Source organism: Okeania sp. KiyG1, from assembly GCF_014132355.1.
Taxonomy (GTDB): domain Bacteria; phylum Cyanobacteriota; class Cyanobacteriia; order Cyanobacteriales; family Microcoleaceae; genus Okeania.
This window is the reverse complement of record NZ_BLZO01000040.1, coordinates 1-24,685: the sequence shown is the minus strand read 5'-3', so window position 1 is coordinate 24,685 and position 24,685 is coordinate 1. Positions and strand designations below refer to the sequence as shown.

Annotated in this window: 19 protein-coding genes; 5 read left to right on the top strand and 14 right to left on the bottom strand. The window is 35.2% G+C overall.

The genetic code is table 11. The features are described from left to right. Positions 1-668: 668 nt before the first annotated feature. The 7 genes from SAGCYANO_RS06805 to SAGCYANO_RS06775 all read right to left on the bottom strand — a co-directional run bounded on the left by SAGCYANO_RS06805 (position 669) and on the right by SAGCYANO_RS06775 (position 11,048). Positions 669-3,011, bottom strand: a complete 2,343-nt coding sequence (locus SAGCYANO_RS06805; RefSeq protein WP_202219388.1) for a DUF262 domain-containing HNH endonuclease family protein — start codon at positions 3,009-3,011, stop codon at positions 669-671. A 176-nt stretch (positions 3,012-3,187) separates the two neighbouring features. Further along, the gene (locus SAGCYANO_RS06800) at positions 3,188-4,525 is read right to left on the bottom strand and encodes a hypothetical protein (protein WP_202219387.1); all 1,338 of its coding nucleotides are present in this window, start codon (positions 4,523-4,525) and stop codon (positions 3,188-3,190) included. Positions 4,526-4,581: 56 nt separating this feature from the next. Next, entirely contained in the window at positions 4,582-4,797 is a 216-nt protein-coding gene (locus SAGCYANO_RS06795; RefSeq protein WP_202219386.1) for a hypothetical protein, read from the bottom strand. 23 nt (positions 4,798-4,820) lie between these two features. Then, positions 4,821-5,540, bottom strand: a complete 720-nt coding sequence (locus SAGCYANO_RS06790; protein ID WP_202219385.1) for a hypothetical protein — start codon at positions 5,538-5,540, stop codon at positions 4,821-4,823. Positions 5,541-5,555: 15 nt separating this feature from the next. Then, positions 5,556-6,356: a phosphoadenosine phosphosulfate reductase family protein gene (locus SAGCYANO_RS06785; protein WP_202219384.1), complete on the bottom strand. Its 801-nt coding sequence runs from the start codon at positions 6,354-6,356 to the stop codon at positions 5,556-5,558. Between the two features lie 107 nt (positions 6,357-6,463). After that, entirely contained in the window at positions 6,464-9,934 is a 3,471-nt protein-coding gene (locus tag SAGCYANO_RS06780; RefSeq protein WP_202219383.1) for a hypothetical protein, read from the bottom strand. 199 nt (positions 9,935-10,133) lie between these two features. Then, positions 10,134-11,048 (bottom strand): DUF4007 family protein, encoded by a 915-nt coding sequence (locus tag SAGCYANO_RS06775; RefSeq protein ID WP_202219382.1) that lies wholly within the window; start codon positions 11,046-11,048, stop codon positions 10,134-10,136. A 244-nt stretch (positions 11,049-11,292) separates the two neighbouring features. On the opposite strand from SAGCYANO_RS06775, the gene SAGCYANO_RS06770 reads away from it, so the two are divergent. From SAGCYANO_RS06770 to SAGCYANO_RS06760, 3 genes are all read left to right on the top strand, one after another. Further along, the gene (locus SAGCYANO_RS06770; RefSeq protein ID WP_202219381.1) at positions 11,293-12,657 is read left to right on the top strand and encodes an FAD-binding oxidoreductase; all 1,365 of its coding nucleotides are present in this window, start codon (positions 11,293-11,295) and stop codon (positions 12,655-12,657) included. Between the two features lie 744 nt (positions 12,658-13,401). Further along, a complete protein-coding gene (locus SAGCYANO_RS06765) occupies positions 13,402-14,064 on the top strand; it encodes a VWA domain-containing protein (RefSeq protein WP_202219380.1) in 663 nt (220 codons plus the stop codon). 253 nt (positions 14,065-14,317) lie between these two features. Beyond that, entirely contained in the window at positions 14,318-15,100 is a 783-nt protein-coding gene (locus tag SAGCYANO_RS06760) for a PP2C family serine/threonine-protein phosphatase (protein ID WP_202219379.1), read from the top strand. 398 nt (positions 15,101-15,498) lie between these two features. Here SAGCYANO_RS06760 and lptB read toward each other — a convergent pair whose 3' ends face one another. The 4 genes from lptB to SAGCYANO_RS06740 all read right to left on the bottom strand — a co-directional run bounded on the left by lptB (position 15,499) and on the right by SAGCYANO_RS06740 (position 19,189). Then, positions 15,499-16,227, bottom strand: coding sequence for an LPS export ABC transporter ATP-binding protein (lptB, locus tag SAGCYANO_RS06755; RefSeq protein ID WP_202219378.1), 729 nt, complete (start codon positions 16,225-16,227; stop codon positions 15,499-15,501). 470 nt (positions 16,228-16,697) lie between these two features. Beyond that, complete coding sequence (locus tag SAGCYANO_RS06750; RefSeq protein ID WP_202219377.1) at positions 16,698-17,213, bottom strand: LptA/OstA family protein; 516 nt, start codon at positions 17,211-17,213, stop codon at positions 16,698-16,700. Between the two features lie 220 nt (positions 17,214-17,433). Further along, positions 17,434-18,435: a mechanosensitive ion channel family protein gene (locus SAGCYANO_RS06745; protein WP_202219376.1), complete on the bottom strand. Its 1,002-nt coding sequence runs from the start codon at positions 18,433-18,435 to the stop codon at positions 17,434-17,436. Position 18,436: 1 nt separating this feature from the next. Next, positions 18,437-19,189 carry a hypothetical protein gene (locus tag SAGCYANO_RS06740; protein ID WP_202219375.1) on the bottom strand — a complete coding sequence of 251 codons (753 nt, stop codon included), beginning with the start codon at positions 19,187-19,189 and terminating at the stop codon, positions 18,437-18,439. Between the two features lie 1,275 nt (positions 19,190-20,464). Between SAGCYANO_RS06740 and SAGCYANO_RS06735 the strand changes: the two genes are divergently transcribed. Next, positions 20,465-21,760: a glutamate-5-semialdehyde dehydrogenase gene (locus SAGCYANO_RS06735; protein WP_202219374.1), complete on the top strand. Its 1,296-nt coding sequence runs from the start codon at positions 20,465-20,467 to the stop codon at positions 21,758-21,760. A gap of 312 nt (positions 21,761-22,072) precedes the next feature. On the opposite strand, the gene SAGCYANO_RS06730 is transcribed toward SAGCYANO_RS06735, so the two are convergent. From SAGCYANO_RS06730 to SAGCYANO_RS44245, 3 genes are all read right to left on the bottom strand, one after another. Continuing rightward, positions 22,073-22,735, bottom strand: coding sequence for a glutathione S-transferase family protein (locus SAGCYANO_RS06730; RefSeq protein WP_202219373.1), 663 nt, complete (start codon positions 22,733-22,735; stop codon positions 22,073-22,075). A 399-nt stretch (positions 22,736-23,134) separates the two neighbouring features. After that, positions 23,135-23,539 (bottom strand): hypothetical protein, encoded by a 405-nt coding sequence (locus SAGCYANO_RS44250; protein WP_237395877.1) that lies wholly within the window; start codon positions 23,537-23,539, stop codon positions 23,135-23,137. After that, positions 23,518-23,868 carry a tRNA1(Val) (adenine(37)-N6)-methyltransferase gene (locus tag SAGCYANO_RS44245; RefSeq protein ID WP_237395876.1) on the bottom strand — a complete coding sequence of 117 codons (351 nt, stop codon included), beginning with the start codon at positions 23,866-23,868 and terminating at the stop codon, positions 23,518-23,520. Before SAGCYANO_RS44245 ends, SAGCYANO_RS44250 begins: the two co-directional genes overlap by 22 nt. Positions 23,869-23,888: 20 nt before the next feature. Here SAGCYANO_RS44245 and SAGCYANO_RS47365 point away from each other — a divergent pair, with 20 nt between their 5' ends. Beyond that, positions 23,889-24,017: a hypothetical protein gene (locus tag SAGCYANO_RS47365; protein WP_255502478.1), complete on the top strand. Its 129-nt coding sequence runs from the start codon at positions 23,889-23,891 to the stop codon at positions 24,015-24,017. The last annotated feature ends 668 nt before the right edge of the window (positions 24,018-24,685 follow it).

The window sequence follows — 24,685 nt, the reverse complement described above, 5'->3', positions numbered from 1 at the left end:
TAGATAATTTCCCCGAAATCTGTTGTATAACTTTATAGATTTCAGGAATTACGGAACATATATTAATAAAGATGGAGAAATGTGGAAAAAATTAGCTAGTTCTTGAATTTGATTTTTTGAGAGTTTACATTTGCCATTCAATACTTCTAATACCATAAATTCATTGTCTAAAATAGGAACTAAATCTTGAGGAGAAAGTTGAGATTATTCTAATAAAGCTTTCAGGAGTTCGACACCACGAATAGTAGGAATTAGTTCGTGTTTTTCTTCATATTCATAGACTAACATTCCTAATATTTTGGCGTTGCTGAATTGAAGTATGAATGTGCGATTTTTTGGTTCTGGTCAAGCCCCCTAAATCCCCCAAGTTTGGGGGAATTTTAGAGTTTTATTCCCCCCAATTTTGGCTTGCTCGGGGGGCTTGCATCATACCCAGAATCAGCAACACCATATTTTTAAATAGTCGCGGTCGTCTTTTGTCAGGGAACTTTTGTCTAAAATAGAGTTAATCCGATTTTGAGTAGCTATTAATTCAGTTTCGTTATTTAGCATTAGAATGTTTTTCCCAGTAAACTTTCAGGGTACTCTGACTGATAATACGCAAAATAGCGATCGCTACTTATTAATTTTATCTACTTCTAAATATTTAAAACTTACTTTGAGTTGTTTTATTCTGATAACCACTGATACATTCTGTCCCATAAAATATCGCATATTCGTTCAGTTCTATCTTGCACTAATTTTTTGTTCCATGTTCCATCTTTTCCCAATTTTACTATGGGCTCGATGTGATGTTGAAACGACGCTTGTTTAAACAAATTAATTGTTTTTTGTTCTAGTTTAACTTCGCTATCTTTTGCTTCCTGCTTTAAGTCTTTGATTATATCAGGATTAGATTCTGCTAGATGTTTGTAGTAAATCCACTTTCCTATCCATGTTTTATTACTTACAGAAGAATTAATTTCAGTAGGTAATAGAGTTAAATTTCCAATACTTTCATAATTCAAACTATCATCCCACGCTTGTGTAAACTCTTCTTTTTCAGATTGTTTTTGAGGAGCTATATGTTCTATACTATTAAAGTCTTTAGATACCCACTTATTAGGTTCTAGATACAAACAAGTACCTGGCGAGCTAGGTTTCATTAATCCAGGATAATCAGGGTCTGGAATGGTGTCGTGAGCTGTGACAAATAATACAAATTTGCATACTTTCTTGATATTATTATCGTACAGTAAATATGAAACTGCTCTATTTTTCCATTCTTCTTTAGTACCTATTTTTTTTTCTTTCAACTCATCCATAAAACACTCAGATAGTGTTTCTTTATTTAGCTGTTTATTGCCTTTTTCGTTGCAAGTTTTCCAGGACATTTTTGTTCTAAGTATTTTCCTATATGCGTCATCAAGACCTGTATTAGGTAATGCTGAACGCCAAAGAGTAAAAAACGCTGCAACTTTTTTACAAGCATAAACAAATTCACTATCTCTACCTGGTTCATCGCGCAAAACTAGGGAATAAAATCGACTCAGCAAAGCACGAGCCATTTTATGATTAGCATCCTCTAAGTACATAACACAAATTGCTGATTCTTTTCGATCGCTTTCTGTCACTTTATCTGTTTTAGGTAAAGCACTATACTTGTTTGGCTCAAACTGAATTATATTCTTCCAATAATCAGCTATATCTGCCATACATCTAATAAAATCTTCTTTTTCTTCATAAGTTTTACATTCATTTTCATTTGAATATTTATCATTTAACCATTTTCGTTGTGTGCTAAATTGTCTAGGTGGCTTGTTTTCTCCGTTATAGTAAGCGCCAAACGTGGTAAGATACTCGTTAGTTAATTTATTTTTGCTTGCTGCTGTTTTTTCTGTTCCTAGTAATTCTTCTAACTGAGAAAAGTATTCTTCTGATTTAGAACCTCTAAATCCACTACCATTGTTATTGTTTAAGTTACAATAATTAACAACTATCGGTTTAAAAGTTTCTATAGCAGTCAGAGGTGTTCCTGTAGCATTTAAGGATTGAAACATATCAAATGCCCAATCAGTTGTTTTAGGTTCAATTACAGTAAAACAACAACAATCAAGTAAATAATGGCAAAAAGCAAAAATTTGAACTAGAGAACAAACCCTTTTATCTTGAGCAGACATCGGGTTACTATTACAGAGAACTCTATCATATAATTCGGGTCTTTCATAACTCCATAAAGATTTTTGAGACAAACGACTATCTAATATTTTCCAAGCAGTAGGATAACTGTTATTACCATCTCCATCATAGGCTTTTTCTACTTTTCTCAGCCATGTGTTGATTAATTTTATATTTTTCTCTACTAAGGAGTCGCGTGGAGGTTTCGGAAACTGTATCTTGACTTTTTTTTCTCCTTGTTCTTTCTCTTCTTTTTCTTTTTCTATGATAGCACTAATAAATGATGCTATATACAGGGATATATCAGATTTATAGTAATCATTTTCATTACCTGCATAAGTCCAATTATCTATCTCCCCCCTAATAATAATTGGTTTTCTTTGTGGCAAACCTCGCTGTAGATCGAGTGAAAATATACCTAATAGTTTATCTAAGTAACTTTTTGCTGCTTCTTCCATTCCGTGATTTTTGATTTCATCAAGTAATTGGTTAAGAATATTTACTATTTTTTGGTACAATAAACAAGCCAATATAGCAATAGTTGATATTCTTTGCTGCCCATCTATAATGTTTTCAATTCGTGTGGGTAATGCCTTTTTATCTTTTGGATTAATATTAGCATCTGAATTAGATTCTACAACTGAAATAATAGTTCCTAAAAAACGAATAGCATTGTCTTGTTCTACACGCATTTCTACACCGTGACAGATATCTTCCATTAGTTGATCTATATTTTCTTTGTCCCAACTATACTGTCGTTGGTATAAAGGAATGTATAAGCCAACTCCTGGTCTTTGAAAAAATTCTAATACTGTTTCACTACGGGTAATAAATGCAGATGATATATCAACCATTTTTTGACTCCTTTTGCTGTTGTTATTAACCTCAAAACAAATCCTGAAAATTTTAATTTCTGAGTGATTTTATTGTATTGTATAATTTGACTACATAAAAATAAGTATAGTGGCCTGTAACAATTTTATCGAAAGACTACTTTTATAATTAGGATAATAATGAGTGAAAAGTATCTTTAACCAGAAAGATATTCTAAAATTGCAGCGATTGCTGCATTCTGAATTCTTCTGGCTTTAACTTCTCCTACACCACGAATGCTCTTAATTAGTTTTTTCTCAGAAACAGTTAAAACATCATTAATGGTATTAAATTTATTCTTTATAAGTTGCTCTTTTTGCCAATTCGTTAGGCTTAAATTACTAATAGATTTTTGAAGTAAATTATTAATTATTTCTCGTATTTCTGAGTCTGACTCTAAACTGATTGGATTTGGGAGATTGGAAAAAGCATTGCTGTTACGACTATATTCAGTAAACAAGTAATCATCTAAGTAATCAATTATTTGATTAGCGGTTTTATTAGATTTTTCAATAGCTAAAATACATCCTAGTTTAATCTCATAGCGTGTACCTATTCTAGAATAAGTTGCTCTGATTCTTTCTCCATTTTTTCTGAGAATACCTGTGTATTCTAATAGTCTTAAAGACTCTTTCACTACTTCAGGTGCGTCTCTATCAATCCAAAAATAACAAGTTGATTCTTCATGTTTTATTCTGCGATTATTTTTATCTTGAGTTGAAGGAATTACCTTTTTTTCAATAAAGTTTCTTCCCCAATCAACAATTTCTCTATGCCCTGTATATCTTTCCCCTAAAGCTGAATGTTCAGACCAAATATCTGCAATGTAAAAGTCTTTAATAACTTTGATTATTGTATCCGTTTTTAAATTGTTACATCTATCTAGAGTTCTCAACAATATTCTAGGATTTCCACTGGCAGAATAGGCAAGAATTTTAAAGTTGCCTTTTTCCTTTTCTATTTTTCTTATTTGTTCTTCATTTGCTTGCTTATAAACAATATCTTCCATAGTATTCAAATAATCATTATCTTTTATATTTCTCTCCAGACGCATCAAATTTGCATCATGAAATCTTTCAAATGAATCTCCAAAAGAAGTTACACCAGGATAAATTGCTGCATTACAATCAATGTAGGGAGTTCTAAGCATCCTAAAAAGAGAAAAAAATTCTCTTTGCTGTTGAGGTCTGAACATATGAATAGCTTCATCAAAAAGAAAGCATATCCTTTGAATTTTATAAAATTTACATACTTCTTCAACAGTTGACAAAAAATCTTCTACTTCAGGAATACCAGCAATAATAGAACTATCTAGATTTTGATTTGCATTTTGATAAGAATTTTCATAAGCTTGCATTATATTTTTAAATTTTGATTCAAGAGACTCGGTACTTAAGTTGTTATTGAAAAGCAATTGATTAGAAGGAACATTCTCTATTAGAAATCCTTTATAGCAAAGTTGCCGATAAAGTTCCTTGCAAATTTTAGCCATCATCCAGTTTGTAAATTGATTAGGATCGTTAGTTTGAATAAGTGTAGCTCTTGAGAAAGTTAGATATACAGGTAATATTTTTCTGTATTATATTTTTCATTTAATTCAATTTGACACATTTTTAACAAAAAAGTCTTTCCAGTTCCTCGACTTCCTTCTAATACAGTAGGATTTTGAGATTTTAAAGCATCAATAATTTGTCTTTCTAAATCAGTTGATACAAAAATTGTTTTTATTTCTTCATCTCTGATACTTTCAGTTCTTAGATAAAACATATATTTAAAGCTCCTTTTATCAACTATAAAGGTCTTCCTAAAATAACTCTAGTTATTTTTATATCATCTATAATATTAGTTAAGCAATCTTCTACTTTGCTTAAATTCTCTGAAGATAGGTCTTGAGAAAATCTAACTAAGAGCGAATAAAGTATAATTCTTGAAGTATTGTCAGATAAACTTTTCCATAAATCAAATTGTGTTTGATTAAAAACTATATGAGAATCCTTTGTTTCCCAAGTATAATTACCCCCATGAACATACCCTGATAATTTTCGATATGTTTCCTTAGCTAATTCTGCAATTGCTTCAATATCTTCCCTATCTTTTTGCTCGGGTTCTGAATTACAAAATGCTTTAAACCATGTTATTGAAAAAATTCCAGTATCTTTATCTGTTATTTTCTGCCATGATATATCTGCTAAACCTTGTTTCCATTTACGGAAATAAAATTCATCAGAAGAAAATAGTATTCCAGATAAAGCCAATTCCAATACTAATCTTAGTGACGCAAATGCTTGCCTATAGAGTCCAGAGGATATTAGAAAAACTGAAAACTGTAGTTCATATGCTACGTTTTCCAAAACTTTCATTTCTGTTCCCTGACTTTTAAGAATATTTGACCATTGCAATAAATCACTAGAAAAAACATGATATTTTCCTAAATCTAGTTGAGTATGTGACTCATTTATAATGGATTTCAAATTGTCACAAACTCGTAAATGATAACTTTTTAAATTCATAAATAATTTTGCATCCTATAAATGACAAACCAAACAAGGCAAAATATCATCCTCTTCATCTAAAACTGACTCTAAAGACTCAACTAAAGGCCGCTTTGGAGCAGCTTTTTTTTCCTTAACCATTGCCTCATCATGTTTAGCAATAATTTCATCTTTTCTGGCTAAAAGTTCTCTTAAAGTCTCTCCATTAGTCCAAGTATAATGTCTACCATCTTGATGTTTTTCTTCATATTCGATCGCCTTTTCAAACAAGTCGGGATGTTCTTGGGCCAACATTACCCATTCATATTTACGTTGAAAGAAACAAAAATAACAACCAGAACGACTGCGCCATTTATAATACTTAGGCAATCCAATACCACTTTCTTCTAAAATCGAAATAATATCTTTTTTAACTAATCCTCTTTCTTTAAAAGGAAAAATGGGTTTAAGATTAGGCTTTGTCGAAATATAACCCTCCCTATCCTCATCTGCTCGAATACCTATGTAACTATATGTCAAGTCATTTCCAATGTACTTTTCTATAGGTTCAATTTTCATTTTGACAGTACACCAACGTTTTTGAGGTGAGGGGAGCAAACCATCATGTATTGCTAACCAGTAATCAAAACCTTTTGCAGCATTCAAATAATGGATTTTTATACCTAAACGCGCTTTGATTCTCTCTAAATATTCGTAGGTCTCCGGTAATTCTTTCTGAGTATCACAAAAAATATATTCCATCTCTGGAATTTCTTGATGCAGCAAAATTGCTAAGGCGGTAGAATCTTTACCTCCTGATAAACCTAGAATATGTCTAACTTTGTTTTTGGCCATTGTTGCAGTTATTTTAAAAGTGGCTTTCTAATCTTAGCAAGTAAAATTTTACAGAACAATGACCAGCTTTACAAAACAACCATAATTAGTGAATTTTTATTGATATTTTAATCTGAATTTGTTCCGAATATCTTTTCTGTTAACTTCGCTAAAAATGTTTGCTGAAGTTGAGGATTATCTCTTAATAAATCATCATTTAAAGTTTTCTCAATTAACAGTTCGATTTTACTAATCTGCTTTTGCTCTTTTTCTATCCAAACAGTTTGATGAGTTTCGTTTCCATCAGGTTTTGTAATTGTAATTTTGCGTACTTCAACTTCTTTTCCTGTTGTTTTGATTTCCTCCTGTAGAGTTTCCATATTTTTGAACCGTCTAGCAATATCTGCAAGCTTCATTTCAAATGCTGTCACATCACTATCTTGCCAAGACTCAGGAGGTTTATCCGCGATAATCATAACTATTGCTTGTAACCATTGTTCGTCTGTGGTAGTTGTGTCGATCGCTGCTTGTGTAAACCTCTTCAGTACAGACTCAACACATTTTCCAGAAATATAGTTAGCTCTTACTGCCAAGTCTTCCCGTAATTTAGCTTCTTGTTCTCGAACTCCAAAAGCTTCATACAGTAATTTATGACAGTCTTTCAACATTTTGTCATAAGCAGTATGGATTTCTTTTAAAGCTTGCACTAACTTCTGCTTTAAAGTTTTTGCGATTTCAGTATCATTTTCTTCTTTAGTTCCTATAGGAGCAAGATTACAAGCTTTCGGTAACTCCACAAATAACAGTTCGTCTGGTTCGGTTGTTTTTTGTAGCGTTTTCAAAACAGCTTTAGCTTCTGGTATCATCCTTTCTGTTTCTTGAGTATATTTAGGTAACTTATTCACAAATTGAATTAAAGGTTTAACCACAGACAAGAGAGTAGCATTACGCAATTTATCTGACTTTTTAGCCTTTGATTGACGTAAAATTGCCTCTAATTCCTTAAATACTTGCGATCGCGCTCCTACCAATTCAAAATACTTAACCCCATACCGACTGGGAGCTTTTACCATTAAATCAAAGTGTTCTGAACCTAATACAGTTAAAAATGTACCTTCTTTATAAACAGCAAAATCATCAACATGATACAGCAAAACTGCAGCCAAAACAATTGGAATTACACCTTCTTTAACTCCATAAGGAGGTTGAGCAAGACATTCATTCAATAACTCAAACGTCTTAGTTTTTTCTGTTGCTCCCAGACAAAATTCTTCAATTGCTTCCCACAAATACCATAATTTAGAATGTTCCGCAGGTGGATAAAATCCCCATTCTTCTCCCTCTTGTCGGTGAATACCCGTTTCATGCAACACAGAATAATAAATACTCACTTCTGGTCCATATCCATCTAATCCGAGTCGCTCTTGTTCAGCAGATTCGAGCATTGCTTCAATTAATTTTCGCCTTGCTGCTGCACCTTGAGCAGTAAGTTCCCGACGGTTAATTAATTCATTCCAGAGAATCGGACTTTTATGGTAAATTTTATCGCATACTTTTGACAGTTGAGCGTTAAAATCAGTTACCCGATTAATTGTTTTATTTTTACCATTCACCCAACACAGATTTTCTGGCAATGATACATCAAATGCTTGCTCTAAATTTTCATCAAGAGCAGTTTCAGCTTGTGCTAAACGATAACGCACCTCTCGCCTTGCTACCCCGTCTTTTTGTAATTCTGGCGCACTCTTATTCAGAGTTGTCAGAGCAGCAAATTCTCTAGTTGTAATTCTCAAAATATCTAATTCTCCCGCAGCAACCAAAATTAAAGGTTTACCATCTGCTGTCAGAGATGGAACTTTTTTAGGTTTTGTATCGTCAACCCAATAACCAACAAACCCGTCAATACTTGGTTCGGAACAAACCAACTCCGAGAATTTTCTGCTCCCATCAAGATATTGACGTTCAAAATAACGCAACGTACCTGTTTTATAACTATGACTTTGAGCAACTAGAGGTTTGAGAGGTCTTAACTCAGATAAAAGCTCAACCAGTGGCGATCGCTCTTGCTCAAGATAAGTTACTAATTCTCCATCAACGTTAAAATCAGAACCCTGCCATATCCGCAACTCGTCAAGTTGTCGTCGATGAGTAATCAGATTTTTCTTTAATAAGGTATCTATTACCAGTTCCCAACTTTCCAGCACTCTTTCATCATCAGCACTATCGCACATTGCCAATGCTACCATTTTTCGAGTTGCTCGCATTGAACCAGTTGTAGTTATCAGATTTAAAGTGCCAATTGTTTTTAATACCTGTAAACTATCAACATCCAGATGTTTAGCATCAGCAATTAATCCTTGAATTTCTACCCATCGCTGCAAATTAGGACGAGAAGCTAATCCCATACCTACTGCTTCGATAAAGTAATCATAAACTCTTGCCAATTTTAATGTAGGCAAAGTATTTCGATTAAAAGTTGTTTCCTCTAAAAAGCTAGGGAAGGAAAAGGGTTCAGCGCTGGTGAGAAAAGTAAATAGAGAGCGGTCATTTTGAGCGTAGCGGGTACAGAGAGTCGGCAATACTAAAGCTGCGATGGGATGGAGCGGATAGGTAGATGCTATTATCTCTGGAGTAGTATCAGAGACAATATCATCAGGCAAAATATCAAACCATTTTTGTGCTGCTTGAGATATTTTAGAACTAACTTTTTGTGTTGGTTTAGCTTCAATTGCTTCACCTATCAATCGCATCATTTGAGCGGGTAAGTCACGAAAAGGAATATCCTCAAATCTTCCTTGAATTTTTGCCCATTCGTTCCTTTGAACAGATGCTAACCTTTCTCCATAATCTGAAAATGCTTGGTGTAATACTCCTAAAATGTAGACACTATTGTTTTTACTTGTCGTAGGCAATTCGGCTATTTGTTGTAACAAATAAAGGTCTTCTGAACCCTGATTATGAACTGCATATTCTAAATTTTTCCCTAATTCATCAATAATTAGTAATACATCTGTTTTGGCAACTTCAGCAATTTCTTGAATCAGAGGAAGTATTTCTCGACTATCTACTGTTTTACCTGCATCTATCTCACTAACAAAATCAGTAATTTTCTTAACAACATTTATTTTGCTTCGTTTTGTAGGAGTCCAAAATTTTTCTACTCCTGTTTGTAACGCTCTAATAATTGTATTGCCAACTGCTTCCTTTTGCGCTGTCGCTACAGCTATAAAAAATCCTTGTTTCGGAATATTGTCACACAAGTCAATATATTCAGGACTATCTGCACCTAGTGTTTCTGCTGTAATTTCTAGAGATTTTTGGCGACTAGAGCTTTTGCTATCAGCACAAATACAAGCTAGATAATGAGCAAAAGCTGATTTTCCCGTTCCGTAAACACTCGTTAAAGTCCAAGCTTTATTTCCCTGTGGGTTGACGAAACCTACTAAAATGCGTCTGAGAGCATCAACTGCTCTTTCTGTCAAAACATAACCATCTAGAGAATCTTGTTTTGCTAAGTCTCGTTCCAAATTAATAGAACGAGAATAACGGCGATTAAGTTGAAAATAATTTGATAAAGTTTTTGATTGTATTTTTGTCATTTAATAACTCGGTTTTACCAATGGATAATTAATAATAGATAATTGATAATTAATTCCTAGAGGTTTAAATCCTCTCCTTTTCAATGGATAATTAGGTAAAAATATGTAGTGCGGGCATCTTGCCCGCGATAGTGTACCTCATAACAACGGAAAGTGCTGTAGTTTTAATTATCCATTATTAATTATTAATTATTAATTATTAATTATAATAATACCTGAGAATCTCTGTTGCTAGTTCAACTGGTTCGTCATTAAAAGCAAATTGAATTAAACCTGCTGTATCTGATAGGTATAAAGAATTAAACTGTCGGCTAACTTTTTCTATAGCATCACATATTGCACTTTCAGTAAGTTTAAATACCATACCCGGACTACTTGAATCATATAATAATCGGGAAAGGGCGATGGTTTTTTGACTACCCATCCAAGCAGTATATTCTAAGCAAGCAGAAACAATAATTTCCGGTGGTAAATTTTTCTTTTCTCCGACTCGAAAACTATAACGTCTAGAGTCTCCAGCAGTGTGTAGCAAACCTAATTCTGTAAACGGACAATCTAAACTATCTTCACTAATTTGACCTTTAAGTGGTTGTGGTACATACATCCTGAGTATGCAAGAAATATCTTTCTTTAAAGATGACTCAGCAGTGCGACTTCCTAAATTATTATTGCAATATTCAGATAAATCGTTAAATAAGTCATCTACAGTAAAATCATGTCGATGAAAACGGTTAAAAGTAAAATACCACGCCGCAGCATTACAGGAAGGTTTCAGTAAATTCCAGTGCAATAACCACAGAGAGGCAGGATTTTCACAAAAAGGGTCCCACCCTCTCTTTTCAAAGAGCTTACTACCAAACTCAGATGGTTTGTCCCCTTCAAGAACTTTGAAAGTATTGCACCAATAGCGAATGGAGCGTACCATATTTTTTCCTACTCCCAAATGCACTGTCGCATCCTCCTTCAAAAAAACTTCTGGATTTTTTTTTGCTGCATCAAAACCTTTTTTCAACCAACCAAAACGAGGGTGAAACGTCTCGTGACGTGCAAAAACTGAGTTTACCCATGTTATAGGTTGATTTGAGTAGATAGGGGTAAGAGTTGGCTGTACCATTAAACTGCAAATGAATTAAATTTTAAAGCTTATAGTGGTATTATTATACATAATTGAAAAATTCAATGGTCAGATTCTCACAAATGATTTAAGATTTTTATGTATATATTCTTTGCCATAGAAAATTCCCACAAGGGTTTCATGAAAAGCTAAATAATTGTATAAAAATAGCCCAAATATTTTTTATAGGGGTATTAATAACTGTTAATTGCAACAATTTCTTACTTATTCTTTAAAAATACCAATGACAGCAACTAAAACAAAACAAATAGATTGGGATGCCCTAGCATCAGAACTAACAGATATCGAAATTATTACCGAGCCAAATCAAGTCACCAAACTCTCCTTAGACTATTATCATTTCAGCCCTATTTTACAATCCCAACTAAAAGATAAAAAAGCTAATTTAATTGTTCGCCCTACCAATGAAACAGAAGTTTTACAAATAGCTAAAACTTGCGTTAAATATCAAGCCCCTTTAACAATTAGAGGTGCCGGAACTGGTAACTACGGACAATGTATTCCTTTAGAAGGAGGAGTAGTTCTCGACACTACAAAAATGAATAATATTAACTGGATAAAACCAGGTTTATCCTGTGTAGAACCAGGAGTAAAATTATTAGCATTAGATAAAAAAGCCAGAGAAATAGGTTGGGAAATCAGGATGTTTCCCTCAACTTATCGCACCGCTACAATTGGCGGTTTTATTGGTGGTGGTAGTAGTGGAATTGGCTCAATTAATTATGGTGGATTACGTCATCGTGGAAATGTTTCTGCAGCGCGAGTTGTCACAATGGAAGATGAACCAAGAGTTATAGAATTGCGTGGCGATGACGTACAAAAAGTTAATCATGCTTATGGAACAAATGGAATTATTACTCAATTAGAAATACCCCTAGCTCCTACTTATCCTTGGGCAGAATTAATAGTAACTTTTGACGACTTTATGACCTGTGCAAAATTTGCTCAAACATTGGGAGATAGTGATGGAATTGTCAAAAAATTAATTACTGTTTTTGCTTGGCCGATACCTAGTTTTTTTGCTGGGGTAAAAAATTCAATTCCTGAAGGAAAACATTGTGCTTTTTTGATGCTTTCTGAATATAGTTTGGAGTCCTTTCAGGATTTAGTTAAAGAATTTAAAGGTGAAATTTGTTATAAAAAAACTGCTGAAGAAGCAAGTAAAGGTACGCCAATATATGAATTTACTTGGAATCATACAACATTACACGCTCGGAGTGTAGATACAAATTTGACTTATTTACAAAGTGGTTTTCCAACTGATAGAAATCTAGCACTTGTAGAAAAAATGTATCAGCATTTTGGTGATGAAGTAATCATGCACTTAGAGTTTGTGCGAATGGATGGTCAAACGACACCAGTAGGATTACAAATTGTCCGTTATAGTTCAGAAGAAAGGTTGAATGAAATTATTGAATATCACGAAGAAAATGGAGTAAATATTTTTAATCCTCATACCTATATTTTGGAAGATGGAGGAATGAAAACCACAGATTTTGAACAGTTAAAATTTAAGCGAAAAGTAGACCCTTATGGATTATTAAATCCGGGAAAAATGAAAGCTTGGTTAGAGAAGTTAGAATTCTGAATTTAGAATTCTGAATTTAGAATTCAGAAGTTGGTGTTGCTGATTCTGGGTATGATTTTGCCCCCCTAGCCCCCCAAAATTGGGGGGGATAAGACTCTAAAAGTCCCCCAAAATTGGGGGATTTAGGGGGCTTTACCAGAACCAAACAATCGCGCATTCATACTTCAATTCAGCAACGCCCAGAAGTTAAATTTGATTGACTATAGCACTACAAGAATTGATTAGGACATTTTTCAATCCTACAACCTTTTTACAGTTTGCTATTCCCTATTCTCTATTCTCGACTCAAGTAGCGCTATAAAAACTTTGACAATATAGGATATTCCTAACTATAGCACTACGCATTCAGGTGTTTGACATTTCTAAACCCTGTTAGCGGAGCATTTGAGCACCGAAAACCCTTTAAGAGGATATTTGAAAAGTTGTTTAATACTGAATTTTGCCCCCCTAGCACCCCAATTCTGGGGGGAACAAGAATCCATTAGCTGGTAAAAGTCCCCCAATTTTGGGGGATTTAGGGGGCGAGTGATGTAGCATAAGGGACTTCTCAGACAACCTTTAACAGTTTACTATTCCCTATTCCCTATCCCCGACTCAAGTAGCACTATAAAACATATCGTAAGCATTGCGTAGTCTGGGTTTAGCCTGCTACGCACATCCACGCCCAAATCTAGCTAGGGTGTTTTAACCCTGAAGATGTCAAAATATAGATTGCTAATATAATATAAGGCCAAAAAAACTACTATGAGACTTGATGAAGCAGTCGAATTTGCAGAAAATCCTGAACCCCGCTGTCCTTGTGTCCTACTATTAGATACCTCAGCATCAATGACAGGTACACCTATTCAAGCTTTAAATGACGGGTTAGAAACTTTTAGAAATAATTTAATTACCGATGACTTAGCCAAAAAACGAGTAGAGGTTGCAATTATTGCCTTTGACAACCAAGTAAAAATTGTGCAAGAGTTTATCACTGCAGACCAATTTGAAAACCCGGTATTAACAGCCCAAGGACAAACTTATATGGGCACAGCTATTAACAAAGCCCTGGATATGATTGCAACTCGGAAGTTAGAATATCGGAATAATGGCATAACTTACTATCGACCGTGGGTTTTTTTGATTACTGATGGCGAACCTCAAGGAGAATCAGAAAAAGTTGTAAAGGAAGCAGCAGACCGCATCAGACAAGAAGAAGATAACAAACACGTTGCCTTTTTTGCCGTGGGTGTAGAAGGGGCGAATATGGATAAGCTTGGAGAAATTGTCCTCAGAACACCGCTAAAACTGAGAGGACTTGACTTTCGGGAAATGTTTATTTGGTTATCTGCTAGTATGCAGCAGGTTTCCCATTCTAAAGTTGACGAACAAGTTGCGCTGCCTCCTCCTGGATGGGGAACAGTTTGAAGAAGCACTTCAGCGTTCAGCAGTCAGCATTTCAGCTCCTCCTCAACCATACTTACGCACCAAGCTGCCATATCTAGTAGGGGCGTTAACGATAGTTATGCGAAGCAAATGGCATTTGCGCTCCGCAAAGCTCCGAATGGCGCCTCTTACAAATAGCGTATTGTCTAATAATTTGCGTAAGTCCTGTTTATTAAGAAGAGGTAATTCTAAATTCTAAATTCTAAATTCTAAATTCTTGAACAAAAGTTAGGTTATGTCAACAGAAGAACAAAGTCATTGGCGAGTGGTATCGGCGTCAGTGGCAGGTACGAGTCACAAAAAACGTGGACAACCATGTCAGGATGCAAATCATTGGCAGATTTTGCCGGGAGGTATTTTAGTTGCAGCAGTTGCTGATGGTGCTGGTTCATCGAGTTTTGGGGAAGTAGGGGCGAAAATAGCTGTCAGTGCTGCAGTAGAAACTATTTCTCAACAACATTCGTTGTCTAAAGATAATAATGTTGATTGGCAGTATAAGTTAATTGAAGCTTTGAGAGCTGCCAGGACAGCAGTTTTGGCTGAGTCTCAAGTGAAGAAAGTTGAGGCACGGGAGTTTGCTGCAACTTTGATTTTGGTGGTGGCGACACCAGAGTTTGCTATTGCTGCTCAGGTGGGAGATGGTGCGGTTGTGGTGGAAGATGGTGAGGAGAATATTTTTCCGCTGACTGCTCCTCAAAGTGGAGAATATATTAATGAGACAACTTTTTTGATTTCAGAGCAAGGTGTGGAAGCTGCTCAAGTGAAGATTTGGCAAGGAAAGACTGTAAACTTGGCAATTTTTTCGGATGGGTTGCAGATGCTGGCTTTGAATATGCCAAGGGGTGTGCCTCATTGTCCGTTTTTTGCACCATTGTTTAAGTTTATGACTGTGGTGACAGATGAACAAGAAGCGACTAAACAATTGGAGGAATTTTTGCGATCGCCTAAAGTTACAGGTAGAACTGATGATGATTTAACTTTATTGTTGGCACGGCGGTGTAATATCATTTCCGGTTAGAGTTGTTGGGAGTGGGGAGTGGGGAGTAGGGGAGTAGGGGAGTGGGGGAGTAGGTAGGGACGTTGCATGCAACGTCCGTACAGGGAGGGAACCCACCCCTAACCCCTCCCAGGAGGGGAAGTAAACATCAGAATAATTAACATTAACTTAGCTGCTAATTAGCAAAAAAGTTCCATGGGCTCTTTTTAACTATAAGGTTAGTAGGACTTACGCTGATAGGCTATATATAGTGCTACAAACTGTTGAACAATAGTTTTTATACTCTATAAATAGTGTCTTTGCGTAAGTCCTGGTTAGGACAAATGAAAACTGCTATAAGCCTTCTTCCCTCTTCCTTCTTCCTTCTTCCTTCTTCCTTCTTCCTTCTTCCTTCTTCCCTCTTCCCTCTTCCTTATAATTCAAAACCTAAACTTATCACCCAAATAATACTGACGTACTAAGGGATTACTATAAAGTTCTTCTGCTGTTCCAGATGCCAAGATTTGTCCATCGCGCATAATATAGGCTCGATCGGTAATTTCTAGAGTTTCTCTAACATTATGGTCGGTGATAAGAATGCCCATTTCTCGTTCTCTTAATTTAGCAACAATCTTTTGAATTTCAGAAACGGCAATTGGGTCTACTCCAGCAAATGGTTCATCTAAAAACAAAAATTTTAGTCCATCTTGACTAGAGGCCAAAGCTCTTGCTAGTTCTGTTCGCCTCCGTTCTCCACCGGAAACTTGGGAACCTAAAGTAGAAGCAACTTTTTCTAAGCGAAACTCATACAATAGTGAATCTAAGGACTTTTTCCACTGACGACGAGGAATTTTTGTTTGTTCTAAGACTAGGAGAATATTATCTCTAACACTGAGGTTGCGGAAAATACTTGGTTCTTGTGCTAGATAGCCAATACCCAGTTTTGCTCTCTTGTGAATTGGTAGAGTTGTGATCTCTAAGTCATTTAAAAAGACAGTGCCAAGGGAGGGTTTTTCTATACCTGTAGCGATATAGAATGTAGTGGTTTTACCTGCACCATTAGGACCGAGGAGGCCAACAATTTCTCCTTGGGCAATGAATAGATTAACTCGACTAACTATGGCACGTTTACCATAGTTTTTGTGAATATTCTCAAGAACAATTTTCATATTATGAGTTAGAAGCCACCTCTTAAAGATTAACCAATATTATGTCTGGATAAATGACTAAGGAGTCAGGAGACAGGAGACAGAAGTCAACCCACCCCTAACCCCTCCCAGGAGGGGAAGAAAGAAGAAGAAAGAGAAAGTTTTTTGGTCGCGTAAGCGGAACGGAGTTCTATCGCCCTATTATTCAGACATGATACAAGCAGTAGAAACAACAAATATTTTACCAATTCCAGGGGGCTTCTATATACACTACCACTATAGGGGATGGGGAGTGTGGGGAGTGTGGGAAGATGGGGAAGTTTTTAGCAATTTGTCGTATAAAAAAGTACATTTATTTTGAAATTTTATACTGAATAAAAGTGATTACTCACCCCTTTGTTAAAAACATTCCCTTGTAAGCTCCCCTACTCCCCTACTCCCCTACTCCCCTACTCCCCTACTCCCCTACTCCCCTACTCCCCTACTCCCTATTAGGGACTTATTGGAGTTTTAAAGGCGGGTTTTGGATTGAATGGAGCAGTAACATCGCTACCCCCACCTGTAGCTTCACCTGCGGGCACCAAATATACAGATTCTACTTGTCCTTGAGATTGAGGTAGAACAATAAAGCGTCCTTCATCTATAAGATAGGTAACTGTTTCTCCACGAATTGTATTGCCTTCCTGTAGGATAAATACATCTCCACTGAGGACAATTCGACGTTCTCTACTAAAGTATTGAGCTTGAGCTGCTGTCGCTTGAATTTGGCGAGCTGGATAGTTAATTTGGACATTACCACGAGCTGTAACAACTCCTGTTCGAGAGTCTGCTTCTTGAATGTCGGATCGGACAGTCATAGTACGTCCTGAGGGGTTTTGATTATTTGGGGGTGGGTTAGGGTTAATTTGGGCAGATGTAGGATATGTGATGGTATTTACAGCTAAAGGTACAATCAGGGCAAATCCTTTTAATATCAGTAATTTTGAGATTTTTTTATTTAGTATCATTTTTAACTGGGCGATCGACGGTTATACTGTCTTGAGTTTTGGGTATATAGTTAGGTACTTGTATTTATTTTACCGAAAAATTCAGGTATAAAGCCTCTCCTCGCCATATCCAATCGACTAAGAGAAGAAAAAAAATCCTTTTAACCAATCCTCTTAGTTTATAAGAAAGAGGTAATTCTAAATTCTAAATTCTAAATTATTGAAAGGAAACCGAAGGGACTTATCTATATTTTGAAGATATTGTGGCATTAAAGGCAATCTTTTTAAGCTCAAAAATTTGTTTCAACCTGTAGCAAAACTCACGAGCTACATTCCATTGTTCTCTTGGTATACTTTTCATTCTAATCATAAGTTCTACTTGAGCTTGAGAAACACTATGTACATCTAAAATACTGCCAGCATCTAAAAGTTTATCTCCCCACTCGGCATCATTTTTTAACTCATTAGCAACTTGTTTAACTAATTGTACTGCTTGGCTTAAATTAGAATCTAAATTTACTGTTATTCTTAAATCAATACTTGCCCAATCTTTAGTTAAATTATGTACTATAGAAATTTTACTATTAGGAATTGAACTTAAACGTCCTCCTGCATCGCGTAATTGTGTTACACGAAAACTCATATCTTCTACATAACCCATCGTATAATCTAGGTCAATTAAATCACCAATTGCATACCGGTCTTCTAGCAATATTAAAATTCCACTGATGATATCTTTAACTAGATTATGACCACCTAAAGAGACTGTCAAACTAATAATACCTAAACCTAATAATATTATGGTTATAGAAACATTGAAATTTTGAAATATTCCCAGCATACCAATACAACCTAATACAAACATCACAATTCCTTTCAATGTATGAGAAAAAGTAATTGCCTGTGGTATTTTTCTATGACTATAACTTTGATTTTCTAATCTTTTAAAACTATTTATAGCGAACCAATTGACGATCGCCGGACTACCTTTAATTGCTAAATAAGTACCAATTATAATGGTTATAACTATGACATGAGAAACTAAGAAAATCTGTAGCCAACGACTATAAGGAAAATTACCCAAAATCCAAGTCATGCCACACAGCCAGAAAATCAAATGATTTACTTGCAGAAAACTTCTAAAAAAAGAATTTTTATGCTGTTGTTGTTCCCATATTAACTGTTGTTTTTGCCCTAAAGCTAATTCTGTTTTTACTGTAGTTAATTCTTGATAATTTCTCAATTCATCTATTTGTGGGCGAGATACTTTTAAATTTTCTATAGATTTTTGATTTTTGGTACTTTCTTAAGCAGTATTTTTGCAAAATTGATAAGAGAAAGCTCAATAGAATCAAAGCTAATATTATTCCGAAAGAAATTAAAAGTTGCCTCAATAAATAATCTGTTTGTCGTTCTCTCTGGGCTCTAATTAAAGCATCCTTCATAAAACCAATAATCTGATTAGTTAAATCTTCTCTAGATATGCCATGAATTTGAGCATCTAAATCTGTGATAGCAATCAGAAATTGATTTTTTAGTTCTTCTGCGTCTGAGGCAAATACTAAAGTTTGATGTTCTAGAGTTTCAATAGTTAATTTTAAAGTATCAGCATCAAAGCAATTTTTAATTGTTTGTTTAAGATTATTTTCATACAGTCTAACTCGAATATTGAGGGGAGATGTACTGCTATTTCCTTGGATTTCTTGTCCTGCTACTGCAGCTACTTTGAAAATTTCTCTGCTGTCGATTTTGATTGGTTTATAAACTATATTACTGATAGGTGTTAATGATTGAACTTGAGTAATATTTTCAATATTATTATTCTCTAATGTTTCTGAAGTCTGGCCTAATGCTAAGAAAGTTTGATTAGTTATCAGAATAAAGGTTAAGAGGCTAAAAATTATAACTGTGATAATTTTTGAGATTTTATAGCCATCGAAGAAGTTATTTTGCTTGATGAGTAGTTGTTTGAATGAAATAAATGTATAAATTTGCATAAATCAATTCAGTTATCAGTTAACAGTTATCAGTTATCAGTTAGCCTCTTTACAGAGGAACTATATTATCAGTACCTGCTGCAATAGAAAGCATAATTTTCTTTTTTATCCCCTTAAAATGGGAGGCTTGAGACCTGATTTTTTTGGTTATTGAAGATAAAATTAGTCTATTGATTGCTTTCTACCTGAAAGGAGAAACATCCGGACAGAAGTTGTAATATTTTAATAATTAGTTAATCGTATATAGGAATTAGCAAATCGCATATCACTCTATTACTAATGTAATGCTACCGCTAAAAGACTACTCTTCAATAATATCCCTTGATTTTTAAAGTCTTATAAACTAATAATTTTTGAAAAAAATTATATAAATATGTCAAATTATATGTTCTAATTTTTCCCATAAAAAGTTTGTAAGCATTCAGCAACATTCAGCTATTAACGGTCAGCTTTTAGCTATTTCATAGATATAGATAATGTATATACACTCTCTTGGTCAAGGTCAGTTTTTTTCCAATACTTTGTAATTCTCCTTAAATTTTTTAAGACTAATTCCTGCTCTCAAAGCAATGAATTAATAACTGATAGCTGATAACGTAGTTCTGACCTAGTGAGGTTAGCTGAGGGCTGTTTGCGCAGCATTCCGCAGGAAATGCTTACAAAAGTTTTTACTAATCAAAAAATATATCAAATTTAAAATAATTCAGTATAGTTTTGATTTCTAAAGTATATTTAGAATACTTTCAAAAAAATCTATTGTAATTGATTATTTTTAAGTTGGCTGGTAAGTATTCAGCTAGCTCGCATTCAGCTTTTAGCTGTTTCATAAATAATGAATATACACTGCTAAGGTCAAGGTTATTATTTTTCAATACTTTGAATTATCCTTAAACTTCTCAATACTAATTCCTGCTATAAAGGCAGTAAATTAATAGCTGATTGCTGATTGCTGACCGCTGAATGCTTAGGTTGGCTGAATCACAAAATCTCAATCAAAATCAATGTTATAAATTCACATAATTTTTTTTACTCAATAAAAGAAAAATATCCCTAGCTAACCTTAGTAAATACTGTACCTTCAAAAGCTGAATGCTGTTTGCGGAGCATGACCTAGGAAAAGCTAATAGCTATTTGCGCAGCATTCCACAGGAAATGCTTACTGAAAATATATCTGCAAATTTAATAATTAATATCAATCATAATATCATTAATAATTATTGAGAACTAAGCAGTATAATAAGAATATAAGTCGTAAAAAAATCCCAAAAAAACGATATGATTATAGAAGTTTCTTTGACTGAAATAGCCAAAACAACCCGTCAAGCAGCACAAAAATCAGCAGGTTTATCCACAGAAGCCAAAAATCAAGCAATTGAAGCAGTCGCCCAAGCACTAGAAACCGCAGCACCAAAAATTATCGCAGCAAATAAACTTGACTGTCAGATAGCTCAAACCAATGGCATTGCTAAACCTCTTTATAATCGATTGAAAATGGACGAGGCCAAACTTAACAGCGCGATCGCAGGTCTACGGAATGTTTCTATTTTGGCTGACCCAGTGGGTGTGGTGCAAATACATCGAGAACTAGATGAAGGATTAATTCTCAAACGTATGACTTGTCCATTGGGAGTTATTGGTGTAGTTTTTGAAGCTCGTCCTGATGCTGTAATTCAAATTTCGGCTTTGGCAATTAAATCAGGAAATGGTGTCATTCTCAAAGGAGGAAAAGAAGCAACTAATTCATGTCAAGAGTTAGTTACAGCAATTCGTCAAGGACTGGCAACAACTTCTGTTAATCCTGATGCAGTACAGTTGTTGACTACGCGGGAAGAAACTCTGGAGTTACTGAAATTAGATAAATATGTCAATTTAATTATTCCCAGAGGTTCTAATTCTTTTGTTAAATTTGTGCAGGAAAATACTCAAATTCCGGTTTTGGGTCACGCTGAAGGAATATGTCATGTTTATGTAGATAAGTCAGCAGATATTCAAAAGGCAGTTGCTGTTACCGTAGATGCAAAAACTCAGTATCCTGCTGCTTGTAATGCAGTAGAAACTTTGTTGGTTCATACTGATATTGCTGACAAGTTCTTGACACAAGTTTTCCCAATGATGGAAAAGCATCAGGTAGAGTTACTAGGTGATGCAGCTACTCGGAAGATTTTACCATCGGCAAAAGTGGCAACAGAAGTAGACTGGGCAACAGAATACAGCGATTTAGTATTGTCAATTAAAGTAGTAGATAATTTAGAATCAGCGATCGCTCACATCAATACTTATGGTTCTGGACATACAGATGCTATCGTCACTGAGGATAGAGAAGCCGCAGAGTTATTTCTTGCTCAAATAGACGCAGCAGGTGTATTCCATAACTGTTCGACTAGGTTTTCTGATGGCTTCCGTTATGGTTTTGGAGCTGAAGTAGGAATTAGTACACAAAAAATGCCACCAAGAGGTCCAGTAGGTTTAGAAGGGTTAGTAACTTATAAATATCAAGTTGTAGGTGATGGTCATATTGCTGCTACTTATTCTGGCGATCGCGCTCAGGCATTTACTCACCGAGATTTGTAATATGGCAGGGAATAGGGAATAGGGAATAGGGAATAGGGAATAGGGTGGTAAATTTTTTATCTACCACCTACAACCTTCTTCAATTGGTAAGCTTCTTCAACTACCACCTATAGCAACCGCCATAACTGTTAGGACACTTGACTTCATATCTTTTAGACAGCGACGAATTCTATAGCAACCACCTGGTTAGTGTTTGACAATTAGTACGAGCATCTTGCTCGCGTTATGAATCATCATAATTACCCGATGTCCTAACTATAGTGGCGACTGCTATAAAACCTACCACCTAAAACCTAAAACCTACCAGCTTCTTCAATTTTTTTGCATTCGAGCTGCCAGAACAGACCTTAACTCTTCAAATGCTCCTGGTTTGGCCTCAGAAACTTGCCATGCTGGACGTGCCATTAAGCGATCGCACCAAGCACTTACTTTAGGATATTCACTCAAAGAAATACCACCTCTTATTGAGAATATAGGAACAATTGTTCCAGCAACAGCATCAGCTAAAGTTAAATTGTCACTACCAAAATAAGAGCGATCGCCCAATAATTTCTCAAAAAATGTTAGTGCTGTAGCAATTTTCTGCTGCGCCTTCTCAACTTTTTCTAAATCCTCTCCTGGTAAATCAAAAATTCTTGGTACTAATGCATCGATGGAAGGCAACAATTCATTAACACTGACCATTTGTACCATTCGTACAATTGTTAGGTCTTTGACATCTTGAGGCAACATAGTAGGGGTAGGGTACTTAGCTTCTAAATAGTCCAGAATTGCCAAAGATTCCACTACATTAAAGCCATCATCTACCAAAGCAGGAATGTGGTGGAAAGGGTTAATTGCCAAATAATCCGGTTTAAATTGTTCTCCATCACTCAGTTTGAGTTCTACCAGCTCAAACTCAAGTCCTTTTTCTAGCAATGTCACCCAGACGCGACGGGAATTAGGAGATATTGGGGTGTGATAAAGAGTCAACATCAGAAAACCTCACAGTTTGATAAATCTGTACTGTTAATATTAACATCAGGACTTACGCACGCATACGAAATTATACACAATTTGTAGGGGTTAACGGCCGTTATATCATGTGCGGTTGAACAGTTATAAATAAATAACGACGGAGGAGTCAGGAGTCAGGAGTCAGGAGTCAGGAGGGAAGAAAGAAGAAGAAAAGGAGAAGAAGGAGAAAGTTTTTTTATCACTAATTATCCGGACATAATATTAACCCTTACTAAAGAAACTAATACATTTTCCAGATATTCTTTTTTCGTTCAGTTTCATTCTGAGCATAACCATTTTTAGCTTTATCCAGCATATCTTGAGAATTATAAATTCCTAAGTGGTTCAGTCATATTAAATAAGGAAGAAATAAATAGATTAATATTTTAGGTAAAAGTCTTTGATTAATGCGATAAATTCAGGGGTGTATAAATATTGTTTGGCTTCAATAATCAGAGTATCTTCTCGAACGAGCAATTTATTTTTGCTTAGTTCCATCAAAATTCGTTTTGTCGGAATTTCTGGCATGGGTTTTACATATAATTTTTTGTGACAAAATAATCCCAAAAACCTTGCTTTTGTCTGAAAATTTTTAGCCTGCTCTACCGGATAAATGACAGCTAATTTACCCGTATCAGACAAAAGTTGAACTGCTGTTTGTAATAAATCAGTTTGCGAAAGAAAGTCTGTATGTCTAGCAACTGTCCTGGCTTTTTTGGCAGCCTTAGAAGCATTTTCAAAGAAAGGTGGATTTGATACTATTAAATCATACTTTTTTGACAATATTCCGTATATTCCTGAATAGAAGAATTATAAATTTTAACCCTATCTGACCAAGGCGATCGCTCCACATTTTCTCTAGCTTGAATAGATGAGTTAACATCAATTTCTACAGCATCAATTTGAGCAAGGGATAGTGTTTCGCACCGCTGAAGAGAACGTTGTGCCAGCATTAAAGAAATTAAACCTGTACCAGTACCAATATCCAAGATTTTTTCTGCTCCAGAAATATCTACCCATCCTCCTAATAAAGTACCATCAGTACCGACTTTCATTGCACATCGGTCTTGTCGGATAGTAAACTGTTTAAATCTAAATTCATTTCCTCCCATATTCTCATTTCTCAGGACTTATGCACCAAGCGCCATATCTAGCAAATGGCATTTGCCCTCTACAGATGGCATTTGCCCTCTACAGATGGCATTTGCCCTCTACAGATGGCATTTGCCCTCTACAGATGGCATTTGCCCTCTACAGATAGCGTTTTATCTAAGAATTTGCGAGTAGGGGCGAATGCCATTCGCCCTCTACAGATAGCGTTTTCTTTCTTTGATATAGCATTTTTCATAAAGATGAAGTACATTTACGATCCTCCATTATTCCCCTTAAACAGGGGGACGCATGAAAGCTCCCCCCTTTTCAAGCAGTTCCCCCCTTATTAAGGGGGGTTAGGGGGGATCTGGGAAGTGCTATATATCATTAGACTTTTTGCATAAGTCAGGGAATAGGAAATAGGGAAAGACAAACATAATAAAAAAGAGGAAAAGCAGTTGAATTTATATAAATAATAATACCTGGTATATCAGAGCTGATTTATAAAGTAAATATTAAGAGGATAAATGCTTTACAGTGTAAGGGTTTGAAACTATCTAAGCCCCAAGGGCATAATTTTAGGCAAACCCATGCTAGAAAGGAGTTTCAACTCAGTTTATAAATCAGCTCTCAGCTTACTATCTACATATTTCGGAAAAATACAAATAATATCTATTAAAATTTGTATTTTCAGGATTAACTCGGCAAAATATTTATTTTTTCTTCCTTCTGGAAATTTATCAATTCTGATTGCCTACTATAGCATTGGAAGAAAAGGGCGCGGACATATCAAAAACTTTAAATTTCTTCCTTCTTCCTTCTTCTTTCTTCCTTCCT

Bases quoted from the DNA above. Each gene is read 5' to 3' on its own strand.
- SAGCYANO_RS06805 (WP_202219388.1), bottom strand. From the start codon at position 3,011: ATGGTTGATATATCATCTGCATTTATTACCCGTAGTGAAACAGTATTA.
- SAGCYANO_RS06800 (WP_202219387.1), bottom strand. From the start codon at position 4,525: ATGATGGCTAAAATTTGCAAGGAACTTTATCGGCAACTTTGCTATAAA.
- SAGCYANO_RS06795 (WP_202219386.1), bottom strand. From the start codon at position 4,797: ATGTTTTATCTAAGAACTGAAAGTATCAGAGATGAAGAAATAAAAACA.
- SAGCYANO_RS06790 (WP_202219385.1), bottom strand. From the start codon at position 5,540: ATGAATTTAAAAAGTTATCATTTACGAGTTTGTGACAATTTGAAATCC.
- SAGCYANO_RS06785 (WP_202219384.1), bottom strand. From the start codon at position 6,356: ATGGCCAAAAACAAAGTTAGACATATTCTAGGTTTATCAGGAGGTAAA.
- SAGCYANO_RS06780 (WP_202219383.1), bottom strand. From the start codon at position 9,934: ATGACAAAAATACAATCAAAAACTTTATCAAATTATTTTCAACTTAAT.
- SAGCYANO_RS06775 (WP_202219382.1), bottom strand. From the start codon at position 11,048: ATGGTACAGCCAACTCTTACCCCTATCTACTCAAATCAACCTATAACA.
- SAGCYANO_RS06770 (WP_202219381.1), top strand. From the start codon at position 11,293: ATGACAGCAACTAAAACAAAACAAATAGATTGGGATGCCCTAGCATCA.
- SAGCYANO_RS06765 (WP_202219380.1), top strand. From the start codon at position 13,402: ATGAGACTTGATGAAGCAGTCGAATTTGCAGAAAATCCTGAACCCCGC.
- SAGCYANO_RS06760 (WP_202219379.1), top strand. From the start codon at position 14,318: ATGTCAACAGAAGAACAAAGTCATTGGCGAGTGGTATCGGCGTCAGTG.
- lptB (WP_202219378.1), bottom strand. From the start codon at position 16,227: ATGAAAATTGTTCTTGAGAATATTCACAAAAACTATGGTAAACGTGCC.
- SAGCYANO_RS06750 (WP_202219377.1), bottom strand. From the start codon at position 17,213: ATGATACTAAATAAAAAAATCTCAAAATTACTGATATTAAAAGGATTT.
- SAGCYANO_RS06740 (WP_202219375.1), bottom strand. From the start codon at position 19,189: ATGCAAATTTATACATTTATTTCATTCAAACAACTACTCATCAAGCAA.
- SAGCYANO_RS06735 (WP_202219374.1), top strand. From the start codon at position 20,465: ATGATTATAGAAGTTTCTTTGACTGAAATAGCCAAAACAACCCGTCAA.
- SAGCYANO_RS06730 (WP_202219373.1), bottom strand. From the start codon at position 22,735: ATGTTGACTCTTTATCACACCCCAATATCTCCTAATTCCCGTCGCGTC.
- SAGCYANO_RS44245 (WP_237395876.1), bottom strand. From the start codon at position 23,868: ATGGGAGGAAATGAATTTAGATTTAAACAGTTTACTATCCGACAAGAC.
- SAGCYANO_RS47365 (WP_255502478.1), top strand. From the start codon at position 23,889: ATGCACCAAGCGCCATATCTAGCAAATGGCATTTGCCCTCTACAGATG.